Annotated in this window: 14 protein-coding genes and 3 pseudogenes; 14 read left to right on the forward strand and 3 right to left on the reverse strand. The window is 70.0% G+C overall.

Annotated features, from left to right (window positions below):
* Positions 1 to 70: 70 nt before the first annotated feature.
* Complete coding sequence (locus KME75_RS33325; protein WP_308283312.1) at positions 71 to 1,192, forward strand: ISL3 family transposase; 1,122 nt, start codon at positions 71 to 73, stop codon at positions 1,190 to 1,192.
* Positions 1,193 to 1,236: 44 nt separating this feature from the next.
* Positions 1,237 to 1,362: pseudogene (locus KME75_RS44095) on the forward strand (transposase); the annotation flags it as partial.
* On the opposite strand, the pseudogene KME75_RS44100 reads toward KME75_RS44095, so the two are convergent.
* Positions 1,357 to 1,896, reverse strand: a pseudogene (locus KME75_RS44100) (transposase); the annotation flags it as partial. The pseudogenes KME75_RS44095 and KME75_RS44100 overlap by 6 nt on opposite strands.
* Positions 1,897 to 2,071: 175 nt before the next feature.
* Here KME75_RS44100 and KME75_RS33330 point away from each other — a divergent pair.
* The 3 genes from KME75_RS33330 (at position 2,072) to KME75_RS33340 (ending at position 4,027) form a co-directional block, all read left to right on the forward strand.
* Positions 2,072 to 2,380 (forward strand): hypothetical protein, encoded by a 309-nt coding sequence (locus KME75_RS33330; protein ID WP_219418924.1) that lies wholly within the window; start codon positions 2,072 to 2,074, stop codon positions 2,378 to 2,380.
* Positions 2,381 to 2,507: 127 nt separating this feature from the next.
* On the forward strand, positions 2,508 to 3,296 hold the full coding sequence (locus tag KME75_RS33335) for a tyrosine-type recombinase/integrase (protein WP_219418925.1): 789 nt from the start codon (positions 2,508 to 2,510) through the stop codon (positions 3,294 to 3,296).
* On the forward strand, positions 3,242 to 4,027 hold the full coding sequence (locus KME75_RS33340) for an IclR family transcriptional regulator (RefSeq protein ID WP_219418926.1): 786 nt from the start codon (positions 3,242 to 3,244) through the stop codon (positions 4,025 to 4,027). The genes KME75_RS33335 and KME75_RS33340 overlap by 55 nt, the downstream gene beginning before the upstream one ends.
* A gap of 18 nt (positions 4,028 to 4,045) precedes the next feature.
* Here the strand turns inward: KME75_RS33340 and KME75_RS33345 are convergent, their stop codons facing one another.
* On the reverse strand, positions 4,046 to 4,972 hold the full coding sequence (locus tag KME75_RS33345) for an MBL fold metallo-hydrolase (protein ID WP_246633334.1): 927 nt from the start codon (positions 4,970 to 4,972) through the stop codon (positions 4,046 to 4,048).
* A gap of 208 nt (positions 4,973 to 5,180) precedes the next feature.
* Here KME75_RS33345 and KME75_RS33350 point away from each other — a divergent pair, with 208 nt between their 5' ends.
* The 9 genes from KME75_RS33350 to KME75_RS33390 all read left to right on the forward strand — a co-directional run bounded on the left by KME75_RS33350 (position 5,181) and on the right by KME75_RS33390 (position 14,015).
* Complete coding sequence (locus tag KME75_RS33350; RefSeq protein ID WP_219418927.1) at positions 5,181 to 6,152, forward strand: ABC transporter substrate-binding protein; 972 nt, start codon at positions 5,181 to 5,183, stop codon at positions 6,150 to 6,152.
* Positions 6,149 to 6,958 (forward strand): ABC transporter permease, encoded by an 810-nt coding sequence (locus tag KME75_RS33355; protein ID WP_219418928.1) that lies wholly within the window; start codon positions 6,149 to 6,151, stop codon positions 6,956 to 6,958. The genes KME75_RS33350 and KME75_RS33355 overlap by 4 nt, the downstream gene beginning before the upstream one ends.
* Positions 6,959 to 6,993: 35 nt before the next feature.
* Positions 6,994 to 7,734: an ABC transporter permease gene (locus tag KME75_RS33360; RefSeq protein ID WP_246633335.1), complete on the forward strand. Its 741-nt coding sequence runs from the start codon at positions 6,994 to 6,996 to the stop codon at positions 7,732 to 7,734.
* 10 nt (positions 7,735 to 7,744) lie between these two features.
* Entirely contained in the window at positions 7,745 to 8,572 is an 828-nt protein-coding gene (locus tag KME75_RS33365) for an ABC transporter ATP-binding protein (protein WP_219418930.1), read from the forward strand.
* A gap of 502 nt (positions 8,573 to 9,074) precedes the next feature.
* Positions 9,075 to 9,455, forward strand: coding sequence for a molybdopterin-dependent oxidoreductase (locus tag KME75_RS33370; RefSeq protein ID WP_219418931.1), 381 nt, complete (start codon positions 9,075 to 9,077; stop codon positions 9,453 to 9,455).
* Between the two features lies 1 nt (position 9,456).
* Positions 9,457 to 9,603: a hypothetical protein gene (locus KME75_RS33375; RefSeq protein WP_219418932.1), complete on the forward strand. Its 147-nt coding sequence runs from the start codon at positions 9,457 to 9,459 to the stop codon at positions 9,601 to 9,603.
* A 2,428-nt stretch (positions 9,604 to 12,031) separates the two neighbouring features.
* Positions 12,032 to 12,673, forward strand: a complete 642-nt coding sequence (locus KME75_RS33380; RefSeq protein WP_219418933.1) for a sortase — start codon at positions 12,032 to 12,034, stop codon at positions 12,671 to 12,673.
* 28 nt (positions 12,674 to 12,701) lie between these two features.
* Entirely contained in the window at positions 12,702 to 13,358 is a 657-nt protein-coding gene (locus KME75_RS33385; RefSeq protein ID WP_219418934.1) for a ferritin-like domain-containing protein, read from the forward strand.
* Between the two features lie 48 nt (positions 13,359 to 13,406).
* Entirely contained in the window at positions 13,407 to 14,015 is a 609-nt protein-coding gene (locus tag KME75_RS33390; protein WP_219418935.1) for a ferritin-like domain-containing protein, read from the forward strand.
* Between the two features lie 163 nt (positions 14,016 to 14,178).
* On the opposite strand, the pseudogene KME75_RS33395 reads toward KME75_RS33390, so the two are convergent.
* A pseudogene (locus tag KME75_RS33395) lies at positions 14,179 to 14,364 on the reverse strand (thiolase family protein); the annotation flags it as partial.
* Between the last annotated feature and the right edge of the window lie 246 nt (positions 14,365 to 14,610).

A 14,610-nucleotide genomic window follows, 5' to 3' on the forward strand; every position in this document is an offset into this window, starting at 1 on the left:
TCATGGAGGCTGAAGTTCGGTCAGACGATCCACGGCCACTCGAACGAGGGGAATCGCCCTGCTCCAGGAGGTGGTCAGGCCGACGCGACATGAGGGAACTCCGGGGTTATTTCATATGATCGACATGATCACCGGTCGCCCGGTTGAGCTGCTGCCCGACCGCGAAGCCGCGACCCTCGCCGCCTGGCTGCGCCAGCATCCCGGGGTGGAAGTGATCTGCCGGGATCGGGCCGGCGCCTATGCCGAGGCCGCCCGGTCGGGAGCGCCGGGTGCGTTGCAGGTTGCCGACCGCTGGCACCTATGGCGCAACCTGGGCCAAGCCGTGGAGAAGACGGTCACCGCCCGTCGCGCCAACCTCACCATCGCGCACCCTGCTCGCACGACCGAGGAAGCCTCGACATCGCAAGCCTCGACGCTGCCACCGGTGGTCCAGCCGGTCCCCGAGAAGAAGATCATCGCACGGTTCCGGGAACAGCATGCCGCGGTGCACGAGCTGTCCGGGCAGGGCATGTCGAAGGCGGCGATCGGCCGTCAGCTGGGCCTGCACCCAGCGACGGTCCGCAAGCTGGCGCAGGCCGGCACGGTGGACGACCTGACCGCGAAGACCGAGCAGCGCGCGCACCTCGTCGACGACTACGTCGAGCATCTGCACCGCCGCTGGAACGAGGGCGAACGCAACGCCACCGGGCTGTTCCGGGAGATCGCGACGCGCGGCTACCAGGGTGGGGAACTGGCTGTTCAGCGCTACCTTCGACAGTTCCGCGAGGGGAGAGGACACGCCGCACTGCCCGGCCCGAAACCCCCGACCGTCCGCGAGGTGACCAGCTGGGTCATGACCCACCCCGACCGGCTCTCCACCGACGAAGCGAGCCGTCTGCGCCAGATCCGTGACGCCGACGCCGGGCTGGATCGGCTCACCGCCCATGTTCGAGGGTGGGCCACCATGATGACCGAGCTGCGTGGCCAGGACCTCGAGAAGTGGATCGTCGTAGTCGAGCAGGACACCTTGGCGCCGCTGGCGTCCTTCGCCCGCAACCTGCGCCGCGACCAGGATGCCGTCCAGGCCGGCCTGACCCTGCCGCACAGTTCCGGCCGAGTCGAAGGCACCGTCAACAAGATCAAAAGGCTGAAGCGGCAGATGTTCGGCCGCGCCAACATCGACCTCCTCCGCACACGAGTCCTCCACGCCTGATCCTCACCCCCGGAACCCGAATTCACGCAAAGTGCGCCAGAACCAAGATCCGCGACGGGAAGGTCGCCAACCGGCCGATCTACGTCGCGCTCGCGGTCACCACCGACGGGCGCCGGGACATCCTCGGGCTGTGCGCCGGGGACCCGAACGCCGGCGGGGAGGGCGAACGCCCACAGCGGGTGGTGCCCGAACCCGCGCTTGAACGTCGGTGCCGCGCCTTCCTTGTCCGAGTGCGCGGTCACCAAGGTCGCGTCCACGTCGATCACCAGCGGCTGGTCAGCGCGCACGCCGTGGTCGGGGGCGCGCTGACCAGCCAGCCGCCACGCCATCTTCCGTGCCGCCGCCCGGGCGGCGTTGATCGCCCGCAGTGCCGCGACCGGGTTGGACGCGAGCCGGTCGATCGTCCGGGACACCGTCGGATCCGACGCGACCTGGCCGTAGAGGCCGGGTTCGGCGCGCAACACGGCGATGTCGGCCAGGCAGTCCCCGCCCAGGGCGAGTGCGATCGCGAGGTCGAGCACGATCTTGCCCGGGTCGTGCACCGCGGACCGCGGTCGCCACCGCTCCAACGCGGCCGACAGAGCACGGTCGAGTCCGACCGCTCGCGCGGTCTCAGTGAGCAGGACTCCGCCGGCCTGCGACACCACCTTCGTCCCGGCCGTGTCCACAGCCGGGCACGGGTAGAACCCACTACGCTTGCTCACCTGGAAGGTGCTCCTGACCTCGCACGGACATGGCCCTCGACAAGCCACATCCTTGCTGCTCAGGAGCACCTTTCAGCCGTTCAACACGCCTTTCCCACGACTCGGGCGTGAAAGCGCCGGGTTAGTACACGTCACGGGCGCGCTGGCAGCATTCGCGCACGGGTTCGACGAGCGGTTGGAGCGGCTGGGCTACGCCCCTTGGTCGCGGGCCGGGCACCTGCGGCTGATGGCCCACATTGGCGTGTGGTTGGACGCGCGCGGGCTGGACGGCTTTTGGCTGACCCCACAGGTCGTGGGCGAGTTCGTCGCGGAGCGCCGGGCCGCCGGGTGTCGCGACGGCCGCTCTGCTCGGTCGCTGACCCCGTTGCTGGAGTACCTGCGGGAGGCCGGGGCGGCCCCGCCGCCCGGGCCCGCCTGGTGGGCGGCCCGGTGGAGACGATGCTGGCCGACTACGCCCGCTATCTGGCACGGGAGCGCGGCCTGAGCCCGTTGACGATCGAGCGCAACCGGGGCATGGTCCGCCCGTTCCTGTCCGAGCGCGTCGTCGACGGGACCGCCGCGGATATCACCGCGTTCATGCTGGCGCGCGGCCGCTGCGGGGCACCGCCACGGTGCAGCGCACCGCCACGGCCCTGCGCTCGCTGTTGGGGTTCCTGCACCTGGAGGGGATCACCGGTGCGTCGCTGGTTAGCGCGGTGCCCGCTGCCGCCCGGTGGAGGCTGGCAGGGCTGCCGAAGTACCTGACGCCGCAGCAGATCGACGCGCTGCTGGCCGCGTGCGATTGCAGCACCCCGGTAGGGCGACGCGACCTGGCGATCCTGACCGTGCTGGTCCGGCTGGGGCTGCGCACCGGTGAGGTCGCCGGATTGCGGCTGGATGACATCGACTGGCGGCGCGGCGAGATCGCCGTGTCGGGCAAGGGAAACCGGCACGAGCGGCTCCCGCTGCCGGCCGACGTCGGCGAGGCCATCGTGGCCTACCTGACCGAGTCCCGGCCCGCCACGGCCGAGGTCCGCGCGGTGTTCGTCGGCCCGCGGGCCCCGCACCGGGCCCTGACCCGTGGCGCGGTCACCCAGGTGGTGGCACGCGCCGCTCGCCGAGCAGGACTGGGCACGATCTACGCGCACCGGCTGCGGCACACCGCGGCGACGGCCATGCTGGCCGCCGGGGCGTCGCTGACTGAGATCGGGCAGGTGCTGCGGCATCGGCACGCGCTGACCACCGCCGGATACGTGAAGGTCGATCACGACAGGCTGCGCGCGCTGGAAAGCCGATGGAGGATGGAGTTCAGCAGTTGGTGCGGCGGTGGTGCTGGCCGTCGCAGTGTTTGTGGGGAGGTTGCCGGATGGTGGCGCGCCGAGCGGGCGCGGCGCCGCTGTCGGTGGCCGCGCGAGCGTTGAGCCTGCTCGGGGCGTTCGACAGCGACCACGTCGCCCTCACCCTCAGCGACCTGGCTCGCCGGACCGACCTCCCGGTGGCCACCTGCCACCGTCTGGTGCACGAACTGGTGGAGTGGGGAGCGCTGATCAGGATCGACGGGCAGTACCGCATCGGGCACCGGATCTGGAGCCTCGGCCTGCTCGCCCCGGTGCATCGGGGGCTGAGTGAGATCGCCAACCCGTTCATGCAGGACGTACTGCAGGTGACCAAGAATGTCGTCAACCTGTCCGTTCTCGACGGTGACCGCGCGCTCATGCTCGACCGCATCAGCGGCACATCCGTGGGCCGCGCGGTGCGCCGGGTGGGCGACCGGTTGAGCCTGCACGCCAGTGCTGGGGGCAAGGTGCTGCTGGCGAACGCGCCCGCCGACGTCGTCGAGAGCGCCTTGCACAACCCGGAACGGCACACCCGGCACACGATCGTGGACCCCGATCGGATCAGGAAGGAGATGGCGGAAGTCCGCCGGCGCGGCTACGCCATCACGGTGGAGGAGACGGCGCTAGGCACCTCGGGCGCAGCGGTGCCCGTGGTGGGGCTGGACGGGCGGGTCATCGCCGCGCTCGGCGTCGTCATGGTTGGCAGGCAGGCCAATCCGGGCGCGATCGTCCCGGTGCTGCAGGTCGCCGCGCGCGGGATCGCCCGCCAGGTCCAGCTGTCCGCGGGCTTCGGCTACGAGGACGTGCACGACTGAGACCGACCAACCGCTTCTTCAGACCCGGAACCTCATCCCGCTGGTCGCCACGGTGATCGGTCCGTCGTAGGTCTTCGCGGCCTCGACCCGCCAGTACTCGGGGGGCGCGACCCCCGCCAGGTGGGACAGCACCAGGTGGCGGGCGCCGGCCTTCGCCGCCACCCGGCCCGCGCCCTGGGGTGGGGTGTGCGAGCGCGCCTGGTGGCGGACGAACACCGGGTCGAATCCGCCGCGCAGGTAGTAGTCCAGGGCGACGGCCTCGTGGACCAGCAGGTCGGTGTCCTCGGCGAGCGCGGCAAGCGCGGGGCTTTCGGTGGTATCGCCGGACACGGTGACCGACCGGTCCGCGGTGTCGAACCGGAAGGCGTAGGCGGGGAAGACCGGCGGGTGGTCGACCAGGACCGCGGTGACGGCGACGCGGTCGTCGCGGTAGACCTCCACCGGCGTGGGGTCCTTGCCGGGCGTGGGGATTTCCCGGGCCGCGATGAGCCCGCGCAGCGCCGGCCGTGCCTCGTCGGCCTCGCGGACGGCGATGTCGTAGGAGAAGCCCTCCAGCGTGGCGCGGACCAGCCCGGCGGTGCCGTGGAGCGGTACCCCGTTCGCCATGAGCGCGGGGGCGACAGCGGGACCGTGGATGGCGATCGGTGAGGTGAAGCCGTCCACCGGCGTTCCCCAGTTCCACAGCAGGTAGGCGGGCAGCTCGCCGACGTGGTCGGAGTGCAGGTGGGTGATGAAGGCGGCGCGCAGGTCCTTGCCCCGCAGCCCTGCGGTGTGCGCGGCGCGGGTGCAGCCGAGGCCGAAGTCGACCAGGTAGTGGGCACCGTCGACCACGATCGCGGTGCAGATCCCGCCCTCCGTGCTGCGCAGCGCCGGTCCGGCCGCGACGCCGAGGGTGATGACTTCCATGCTCACGTCGAGCAGCGTGCCGCCCTGGACCGCGTGCAACTCGTTTCCTTTCCACCCACTGGAAAGCGCGCGTTTGGCCCGATGGTCGTGTTCCACCATGAGGTGCAAGCCCGGCCCGCCGGGACCGATCTCCCAGGAGCGGCAACGACCAGAAGCCACCGGAATTCCGCCGGATCACCAGCCAGTCACACCCGGCCCCGCATTGCGGACGAAACGACTGATGTCACGACAAGCTAACGGAGTCAGAATGAGACCTCGACTCGGTGTAGCAGCCATCACGGCCGCAGCTCTGCTGCTGACCGCGTGCGGCGGTGGGGGAACCAGCCTGGTCGGAGCAGACCAAGGCGGCGGCAGCTCCGGCGACCTGGAGACGGTGAATGTCGGCCTCGTTCCCACCGTCAACGTCGCATCACTGTTCCTCGGGATACAGAAGGGGTTCTTCGCCGAGGAAGGCATCGAAGTGCAGACGCACAAGGCGGACAGCGGCGGGGCGATCCTGACCAGTCTCATCCAGGGCAGCTATGACTTTGCTTTCGCGGCTACCGTGCCGGGGCTTGTCGCAGCCAGCAAGGGCGCCCCGATCAAGCGGGTGGCCGGCGCGGGCGTGATCGTCGAAGACGGGACCACGGCCGTCGTGGTGGACGAAGCCTCCGGCATCGATTCATTCGCCGACCTGGAGGGAAAGACGGTGACGGTGAACTCGCTCAAGGCGCACTTCGACCTGTGCCTTCGCGCCGCACTAGACGCCTCGGGGGTGGACCCGAACAGCGTCAAGGTCATCGAGCTGCCGTTCAACCAGGTAGAGCCCTCGATCCAACAGGGGCAGGTCGACGCGGGCGTCCTCATCGATCCGTTCCTGTCGGCCGCGCTCAGCCATCAATTCAAGTCCATTGGTGACCCTTGCAGCAAGGGGCTACCGGTCGGTGTCAACTCCAGCATCTACCTCGCCAGTGAGCGGACGGTGCAGGATCGGTCCGATCTGGTGCAGCGGTTCGTGCGGGCGATTACCAAGTCGCAGGAGTATGCCAACGCCCATCACGACGAGGTGCGCGCGGTGCTGTCCGACTACACCAACATCTCCCCCGAGGCGGCAAAGAAGGTCGAGATCGAGAAGCTGCGAACCGAGATGGATCGCCCGGCGTACCAGCAGCTGGTCGAAATCATGGTCAAGCACGGGTTCATTTCGTCGGCCGAGAGCGTGGCGGCATTCGCGTCATGACGGCCCTGTCGATACCCCGGATACGTGCCCGCAAGCTGCAACCGAGCGGGCTCATCGGGGCTGTGGCGGGCGTCCTGGCAGCGTTCGCACTGTGGGAACTGCTCAGCCGAACCGACGTGCTGCCGAGCCGGTACTTCCCGCCCGCCTCGACCGTCCTGCAGACCCTGGCCGAGGTGGTGATCACCCCGACGTTCTGGACCGTGGTCGGGTTGACCGTGCAGTCCTGGGCGCTGGGCCTGGCGATTGCGGCGGCGATTGCGGTCCCGCTCGGCCTCCTGCTCGGCGCCAGCCAGCGCGCCTACCGCTTCTGCCGGGTGGTCATCGAAGTGCTCCGCCCGATTCCCCCGGTGGCGCTGATCCCGCTGGCGCTGCTCATTCTCGGCGCCACGTTGCAGATGAAACTTCTGCTCGTCGTCTACGGCGCCGTGTGGCCACTGCTCATGCAAACCATCTACGGGGTGCGCGGGGTGGACCCCCAAGCGCTGGAAATGGCCCGGGCCTACCGACTGACCCGACTACAGCGCTTCTTCACGGTGCGGCTGGTCGGAGCATCCGCCTACATCGCCACCGGGCTGCGGATCTCAGCGACCATCGCGCTGATCGTCACGATCGTCGCCGAGCTGGTCGGCGGCGCTCCCGGGCTCGGTAACGACATACTGGTCGCGCAGGCCAGCGGCGCCGACGCGCTCATGTACGCGCTGATCCTGGTCTCCGGCGCCCTTGGGGTCGCCGTGGTCATGACCTTTCAGCGCATCGAGCGCGCCGTCCTGTTCTGGCACCCCTCGCAGCGAGGTGAGCGCGGATGATCCGCCGAATCACCGGTGTCGCCTGGGAGCTGCTGTTGCCCGCCGCGCTGATCACGATTTGGTGGATCTGGTCGGTCCAGGCCGCCGCCCTGTTCTACCCACCCCTTCCCGAGGTGCTGCGCACCTTCGCCGACACCTGGTTCGGAACCGGGTTCGTCCACCACGTGCTGCCCAGCATGCGCAACCTCGCCATCGGATACCTGATTGGCGTGGCGCTCGGCGTCACGGGAGGCGTGATCCTCGGGCTGGCCCGGTGGCTGCACCAGGTTGTCAACCCGCTCCTGGAATACGCCCGCGCCCTGCCCCCGCCCGCGGTGCTGCCGTTTGCGATCCTGCTGCTCGGGGTCGGCCCGGAAATGAAGGTCGGTGTGATCGTGCTCGGCGTCGTCTTCCCGGTGCTGATGAACACCGTAGACGGCGTCCGCGGCGTGGAACCCACCATGCGCGACATGGCCCGCGTCTACCGGCTGCCCTGGCACTACCAGCTGCGCTACGTGCTGTTGCCCTCGGCCGGCCCGCAGATCATCGTCGGGGCGCGCACCAGCCTGTCCATCGGGGTGCTGCTCATGGTGGTGTCCGAAATGGTCGCCTCGACCGAAGGGATCGGCTTCTTCACCCTGCAGGCCCAGCGCACTTTCGCCTTCACCCAGATGTGGGCCGGGATGTTGCTGCTCGGCCTCCTCGGCTACCTGCTCAACCTCGCGTTCGGACTCGTCGAACGCCGCATCCTACACTGGCAGATCGGGGCCGCCTGCGCTGCTGGCAGCAGCGCATAGGAGACACGACATGACCAATGTTGATCAGCCCACTACACGGCGCACCGTGCTGCGCATCGACCGGCTCGCCAAGACCTACGGCCACGGAGCCGGCGCCAAGCAGGCCATCGCCGACGTGGGGTTCGACGTCCACCACGGCGAACTCGTCTGCGTCGTCGGACCCTCAGGTGCGGGCAAGACGACCTTGCTCAAATGCGTCGCCGGGCTGCTGCCACCAACGGACGGAGTGGTCGAGCTCGACGGCAAGCCGATCACCGAGCCCCCGGAACAACTCGGCCTCATCTTCCAGGACTACAGCCGCTCCCTGCTGCCCTGGTTGACCGTGCTCGGCAATGTCACCCTGCCCCTGCGCGCCAAGGGCACCTCCAAGACGAAGGCCGGCGAGCAGGCCATGGAGATGCTGGCCGCCGTCGGCCTCGGCACCGAGCACCGCTCCTACCCGTGGCAGCTGTCCGGCGGTATGCAGCAGCGTGTCGCCATCGCCCGCGGCCTGGCCTACCAACCCGAAGTCCTGCTCATGGACGAGCCCTTCGCCTCCGTCGACGCCCAAACCCGCATGGCCCTCGAAGACCTCGTCCTGCGGCTACGCCGGCAGTTCGACCTCACCATCGTCTTCGTCACCCACGACATCGACGAAGCCGTCTACCTCGCCGACCGCGTCATCGTGCTCTCCCCCGCACCCACTCGGGTCGCCGAAATCGTCGACATCGACCTGCCCGAACCCCGCGACCAGATCACCACCAAGGCCGAGCACTCCTTCGGAGAGCTGCGCGCCCACATCCTCAAGCACATCATCGGCAACAACCACCAGCCGCAAGAGGAGCTGGAGAAGGCCTGAGCCGCTGCGACGCCCATCATCCGGGAGATGCTGCGTGCGGTGGCGCGGACCAGCGGAACCATGAGAGAGCGGCGACTGCAGATCGCCGCCGAGGACGGGGCGCGTCCCTGACCCGCGTCCTGCGCCTGGCCGAACTGGCCGACCACGACCCCCGCCGGATCCTGCACGACGCGGTCGCCGAGCGCGCCCCTCCACGGGACCCGCCACGGCTCGAACCACGGCGCGCCGGGACGGCAATGGTCGGCCTACCTCGACGAGCTGCTCGTGTTGATCATAAATCCCCGCCTCTGGCGAAAGCGGTGAACTCGGTTTCGCCGCCTCCGCGTCGGAGATCCACCGCTGCTCGGTCTGCTCGTAGACGGCGTTGCGGTAGCGGACCGGTACCCACGTCGGCTCGTCGGTCCAGCTGATCGCAGTAACCACCGACGTAACTCGCGCACGGTCGACGAGTAGTGGCCTCCGCCCGGACGACCTGGTCGCCCCCGATCCCGCCCCGGCCACGATGAGCAGGCGCGGTGCCCTCGGCCTCGTCGGCGGTGGCGCGCTGCTCGTCACCGCGCTGAGCGTCCCGCAGGTCGCCGGCGAGCCGATCCGGGCCGCCGCCCTGCTCCTGCCCCGCGGCCTGCTCTACGGCGACGGACTGAACGACTTCCCGGTCAAACAAGACCGCCGCCGTCGGTGTCACCGGAGCCGAGACCCGCCGTTCCGGAGCGCCACCCTCGCCACCAACCAGGTGCTCGACCCCGACTCCCTGCTCGCCCTCGGCGTCAACGGAGTCGACACCGGCCTCGGCAACGGCTACCCCCGCCCCATGATCGTCCCCGCGCTGCCGGGCGTGCACAACACGAAATGGGTGGGGTCCATCGAGTTCCGGGCGGTCTGAGATGCGCCGGCTCCGGACGCTCTACGGCGCGCACCCGCTACACCTGCTCGCCCTGCTGATCTGCTTCGCCCTGGCCGGGTACGCTGCGCTGCAGGCCTCCGCCGCCTCGGCGTTCGCCCGGATGCTCATCTGGTTCGGCGGGGCGTAATCGCACACGACCTGGTGCTGTCCCCGCTGTACGCGCTCGCGGACCGCTCCCTCACCGTCGGGCGGCGCCGCCGCCACCTCACGGCGCAAACCCCGGTGCCGGCGGTGTGAACCACGTCCGCATCCCCGCGCTCGCCGCCGGGCTACTGTTCCTGCCGTTCTTCCCCGGGATCCTCCAGCTGGGCATCGCGACCTTCGTCGCGGCCACCGGGCAACGCAGGAGCCCTTCGCGGAGCATTGGCTGCTGCTCACGGCCGCCTTCTTCACGCTCAGCGCCGCCGCGTAAACCGCCCGCCTCGCCCGGACGCGCAACCGGGGTCGACCAACCGCGGACACGCCTCTCCATGACCCGGCGATCGACGATCGGTCACGGGGCAAGTTGACCGACCCCCTGCCGGAGCGCCCGGAGGACGACGGTGCGTGGACACCCGAGCCGGGCGGCGACCTCGGCGACCGTGCAACCACGCAAGCACACCAGCTCCAACGCGGCCCGGGCCACGGGATCCATCCCGACCAGCACCGCGACGTGGCACCGGTGGCCACGGCGACCGCGAACCCGCCACGGCCAGCCCGTCCGACGGCGGCCGCTCGCCGATGCACGTCCCCGAGCAACCGCACCGGGCGACGCTCGCCTGCCCGCGCCGCGGCAACCAGCACGTCCCTTGCGACGCACTCTGCCGCCGCGCACTCCCCCAAAATGGCCCTGGCCAGGGAGTACACGCCGACGCCGTGCCGGTCGAACAGCTCGGCCGCGGAGAGAGCGAACGACGGCTCCGCGGCAGCGTCGGTCGCAGCCCGGTCTGCGACCCATCCCCGCGGTAGCGACGGGAGGTTCACGGCGTCCTCGTCCCTCACATTCGCCTCCCCGTGCCGCCAAATCCTGCGGACCGAAGCCGGTGACGTGCGGCAGTCGCCGAGATGCCCGGGATTCGGAGATCACACCACCCTTTTCATGCAGCGCATCGAGGCGCTACCTGCTCACGCCCGTCACGTGCAGGCGTATGCGATCGCCGCCGACCACGTTTCCGCAAGCTCGAGGACGGGAGCCGCGGCAGGCTCGTCCCCGCTGAAGGCGGGCGCGATCCGGCTCTCCCGCAGGACGCTCGGCACGATCAAGGAGACCTGTTCTGGGCGTTCGCCTACAACGTGGCCGCCCTGCCCTGGCCGCCGCCGCCCTGCTGAACGCGATGCTCGCGGGCGCCGCGATGGCGTTCAGCCGGTGTTCGTGGTGGCCAACAGCCTGCGGCTGCGCCGGTTCACCTCAGGCGCCGACGAGCAGCCGACGACCGCGGCGCAGGCCGCACAGCGCCGGACCACGCGAGCCCCGCCGCCTCCGACGGCATCATCCCCCGACCTGGATCAAACGCCTCCAAACCGACGACCCCACCCGCTTCCAGATCGAAGACCGCAAGGCCCGCTCCCTGCTCTTCGTCGCCGCAACCCGAGCCCGCGACACCCTCCGCATCAGCTGGCACGGCCCCCGCAGCCCCTATCTGTCTGATCGCCCCCAACAGACGGGGCAGGGCACGTCCGGCGAGCCCAATCGCCTGCCTGCGCCACGGCCCGCGACCGAGACGACCACCGCACCCGGTGGGGGCGCGACAAACGCACTAGTAGCCGCTCGGTCGACGCGCTGCCCGTTCCCTTCAGGGCGAGTTCGGCGGCCTCGATCGCCGACGGGTCGAGCGCCTCGGCGAGCCGGCGGGCCGCCGCGGTCTCCGCATCGGGGTCGAGCTGGTTCCGTCGAGCAGAGAAGGTGGCGGTCGCCGTAGTCAGTTCGGCGGCGCCCGCGCAGCGGGACCTCCCCCTTCCAACCGCCGCCGCCTCTCCGAAAGGCAGTCGGTGTTGGACAGCCGCGCGCCGACGTAGGCGAACCCGTCGAGAAAGATCCGGTTGACCGTGTGCGGCCCCGGGCGTTCCCCGCTACGCCCCTGACCAGCCCGGCCACCACGTCGTTCAGCCCGCGGTGCTCGTCACCGGCCACCGCCCGATCTAAACTCTCGTGGAGCAGCACCGCGAGCACCAGCGCGTTCCGGTCGGCGACGTGCCGGTAGAGCGACATGGGCCTGCGCCGAGCTCGCCGGCGATCCGTCGCATCGTGACGCCGGGCAGCCCTTCGGTCCGAGCAAGCGCGAGCGCGGCAGCGCGGTCGTGCCGCACGTGCGGGGCGGCTGCTCTGCCTGCACTCACTCCGCTGGCCGAACATGCTGACGCCTCCGGCGACATCGACGAGATACGAATGCCGGCGGAGCTGCGCTGCCGCCCTGCCGCGAAGTCACGCTCCCGTTCAATCTCCGTCGCGAACCGTTCCCGGACGGGCGCCGAACGCCTTGTGAATCAGGTCACGTTGCGGATGCTCGGGGAAACGACAGGCGGGTGATCGTGTGCGTTCTTTGCGGCCAGGCGCTGCCTCGCTCGGGGTGGCCTGCGTGGTGGGCATCTCGGCCACCCTGGTCCTGATCGTGCCCATGCTGACGCCCGACATCTCGACCGCACCTGCGTCAGGCAGAGCGGACGAGCAGAGCCAGCGGGAACCGCCGTCGTGGGACGCGGTGCTGCGGTTGCGCGGCGAGCTGGCGGCCTCGGCGGCGAACAACCCGGACTACCCGATCGATCCGGAGCAGGCCGCGCTGGTCGCCACCGCCCCGCAGGCGTACACCCCCCTCGGCCGTGTCACCAGCCCCGCGATCGGGCTGGACGCCGGATACGCGGCCGGTGTGCACCCGTCGGTGCTGGAGCGTGGGCCGGGGTTGTGGCCCGGCACCGTCAGTCCGGGCCAGCCCGGCAACGCAGTCCTGTCTGGGCACCGCACCACCCATACCCGGCCCTTCGCCGACTTGGACCAGCTCGCCCCGGGCGACCCGATCGTCGTCACCACCAACAGCGGCCAGCCCGTCACCTTCCGCGTCACCGAGACCGCAATCGTGCTCGAGGCCGAGTACGTGGATTTCGTGCTGGCCTCACCGGCCGACCCGGCGACCCGTCAGCTGACGCTGTTCGCCTGCCACCCGAAGGGCGATCGCACCCACCGCATCGTCGTACGCGCCACCACCGATACCACCGCCGAGTGACGGCGGCCGAGAGTGCATGGAGGACGAGATGGGCAACGAAGCACGAGCCAGGAGGTCATCGCGGCTGTGGGGCGGCGCCCCAGTGCTGGTCTTCCGAGAGGAGGCCGACCGGCGCACCTTCCTCAAGGGCGCGGCCCTGGTCGGGGTAGGCGCCACCTTCGTGGCGACCACGCGCAGCGACCCGCGGGCGTTCGCGCAGGGCTCCGCCAGCGACCTGGAGATCCTGAACTACGCGCTGACGCTGGAGTACCTGGAGGCCGAGTTCTACACCCAGGGCATCGACGGTGACCTCCTCAGCGGGCGCGAGCTGGAGCTGATCAGCCCGATCCGCGACCACGAGCAGGCCCACGTCTCCGCGATCACCGAGACGGTGCAGGCGATGGGCGGCACCCCGGCGGAGATGCCGATGTTCATGTTCCCCGACGGCACGTTCACCGACCGGACGATGTTCCTCACCGCCGCGTCGATGTTCGAGGAGCTCGGCGTGGACGCCTACCACGGCCAGGTCGCCAACATCCAGAGCGCTGACGTGCTCGGCGCGGCCGCGGCGATCGCCGGCGTCGAGTCGCGGCACGCCGCGATCCTGGCCGATTTGACCGGCGGCAACCCGTTCCCGGCGCCGTTCGAGGACAACAAGACCATGGCGGAAGTCCTCGAGCTCGCCGGCCAGTTCATCCAGCAGTAGCCGCCCGACGACCACCCACGAGACCACTCACGAGACAAGGAGACGGACGTGAAGCGTCGCGATCTGATCAGGGGTGCCGCCACCGTCATCCCGGCCTCCGTGGCCCTGCAGATGCTGGGCGCGAAATGGGCCTTCGCGCAGGAAGGTGACTTCGACGGGCCGATCGACGTGCTCAACTACGCGTTGACCCTCGAGTACCTGGAGGCCGAGTTCTACCGGCAGGGCAACGCAGCCGACCTGCTCGACGGCAAGGCCGAGAGCTACCTCGCCACCGTGCAGAGCGACGAGGAAGCCCACGTCATGGTCATCACCGACACCATCAACCAGCTCGGCGGCGACCCGGTACCCGCGCCCGCGGTGGACTTCGGTCAGGCCTTCGCCAGCGCCGAGAGCTACCTGGAGACCGCGTTTGTCTTCGAGAACCTCGGGGTGTCGGCCTACCTGGGTGCTGCCCCGGCGCTGTTCCAGGAGAAGGCGCTGCTGACCGCCGCGGCGAGCATCTTCGGGGTCGAGGCCCGCCATGCCGCGATCATCGGCCAGCTACAGGGCAAACCCGCGGAGGGCGGGGTGTACATGGGAGCGGTGGAGACACCGCTGCCCCGCAGCGAGGTCCTCAACGCCGCAGCACCGTTCATCGTCTCCACCGTCACCCGTTGATCCCCGTCCAACCGATCCATCGCTGACGGGATCGGCTGCTTGATCGTGCGGTAGGCCAGAGGCGAACGAGCCGACGAACGCCACGCGCTGCTCGGGCAGCGCGAGGTCCACGTCGGCGAGCACGACCGCTTGCCGAAGCGATGCCCAACACCCTCGAACTCGATCACGCCCCGGCCTCCCCGGGCACCGCTTCCCACAGCGTCGCGACGCCCACGCCGCCACCTGCGGACAGCGCGGCGAGGCCCGTGCGGGGGCCGGGTGTGCGCACCATCCGGGAGAACAGACGGACGACGAGTACCGCCCCCGAGGCGCCCCACGGGTGGCCGAGCGCGATCGCTCCGCCGTCCGGCCTGGGTTCCGCAGCTGTTGCCCGTTGAAAGTGCCTGAACGTGGGGTCTGAGCTGGGGAAACGGGTGCCGGCCTGGTGATATGTCGTGTCACTAGGCGCTGGTGTTGTGCCTGGTCATTCCTGAAGGAGCGGGGCCGGTCAACCCCCTGTTGTTGTAGTTGATCTTTTCTTCGTTGGCTCTCCGACTGTTCTTGGGCGCGTCGAGGTAGGCGGCGGGGTCAAGGAGCGCCCGGGAGGGCGCCCGCG

This window comes from Pseudonocardia nigra (assembly GCF_019396355.1).
GTDB classification, from domain to species: Bacteria; Actinomycetota; Actinomycetes; order Mycobacteriales; family Pseudonocardiaceae; genus Pseudonocardia; species Pseudonocardia nigra.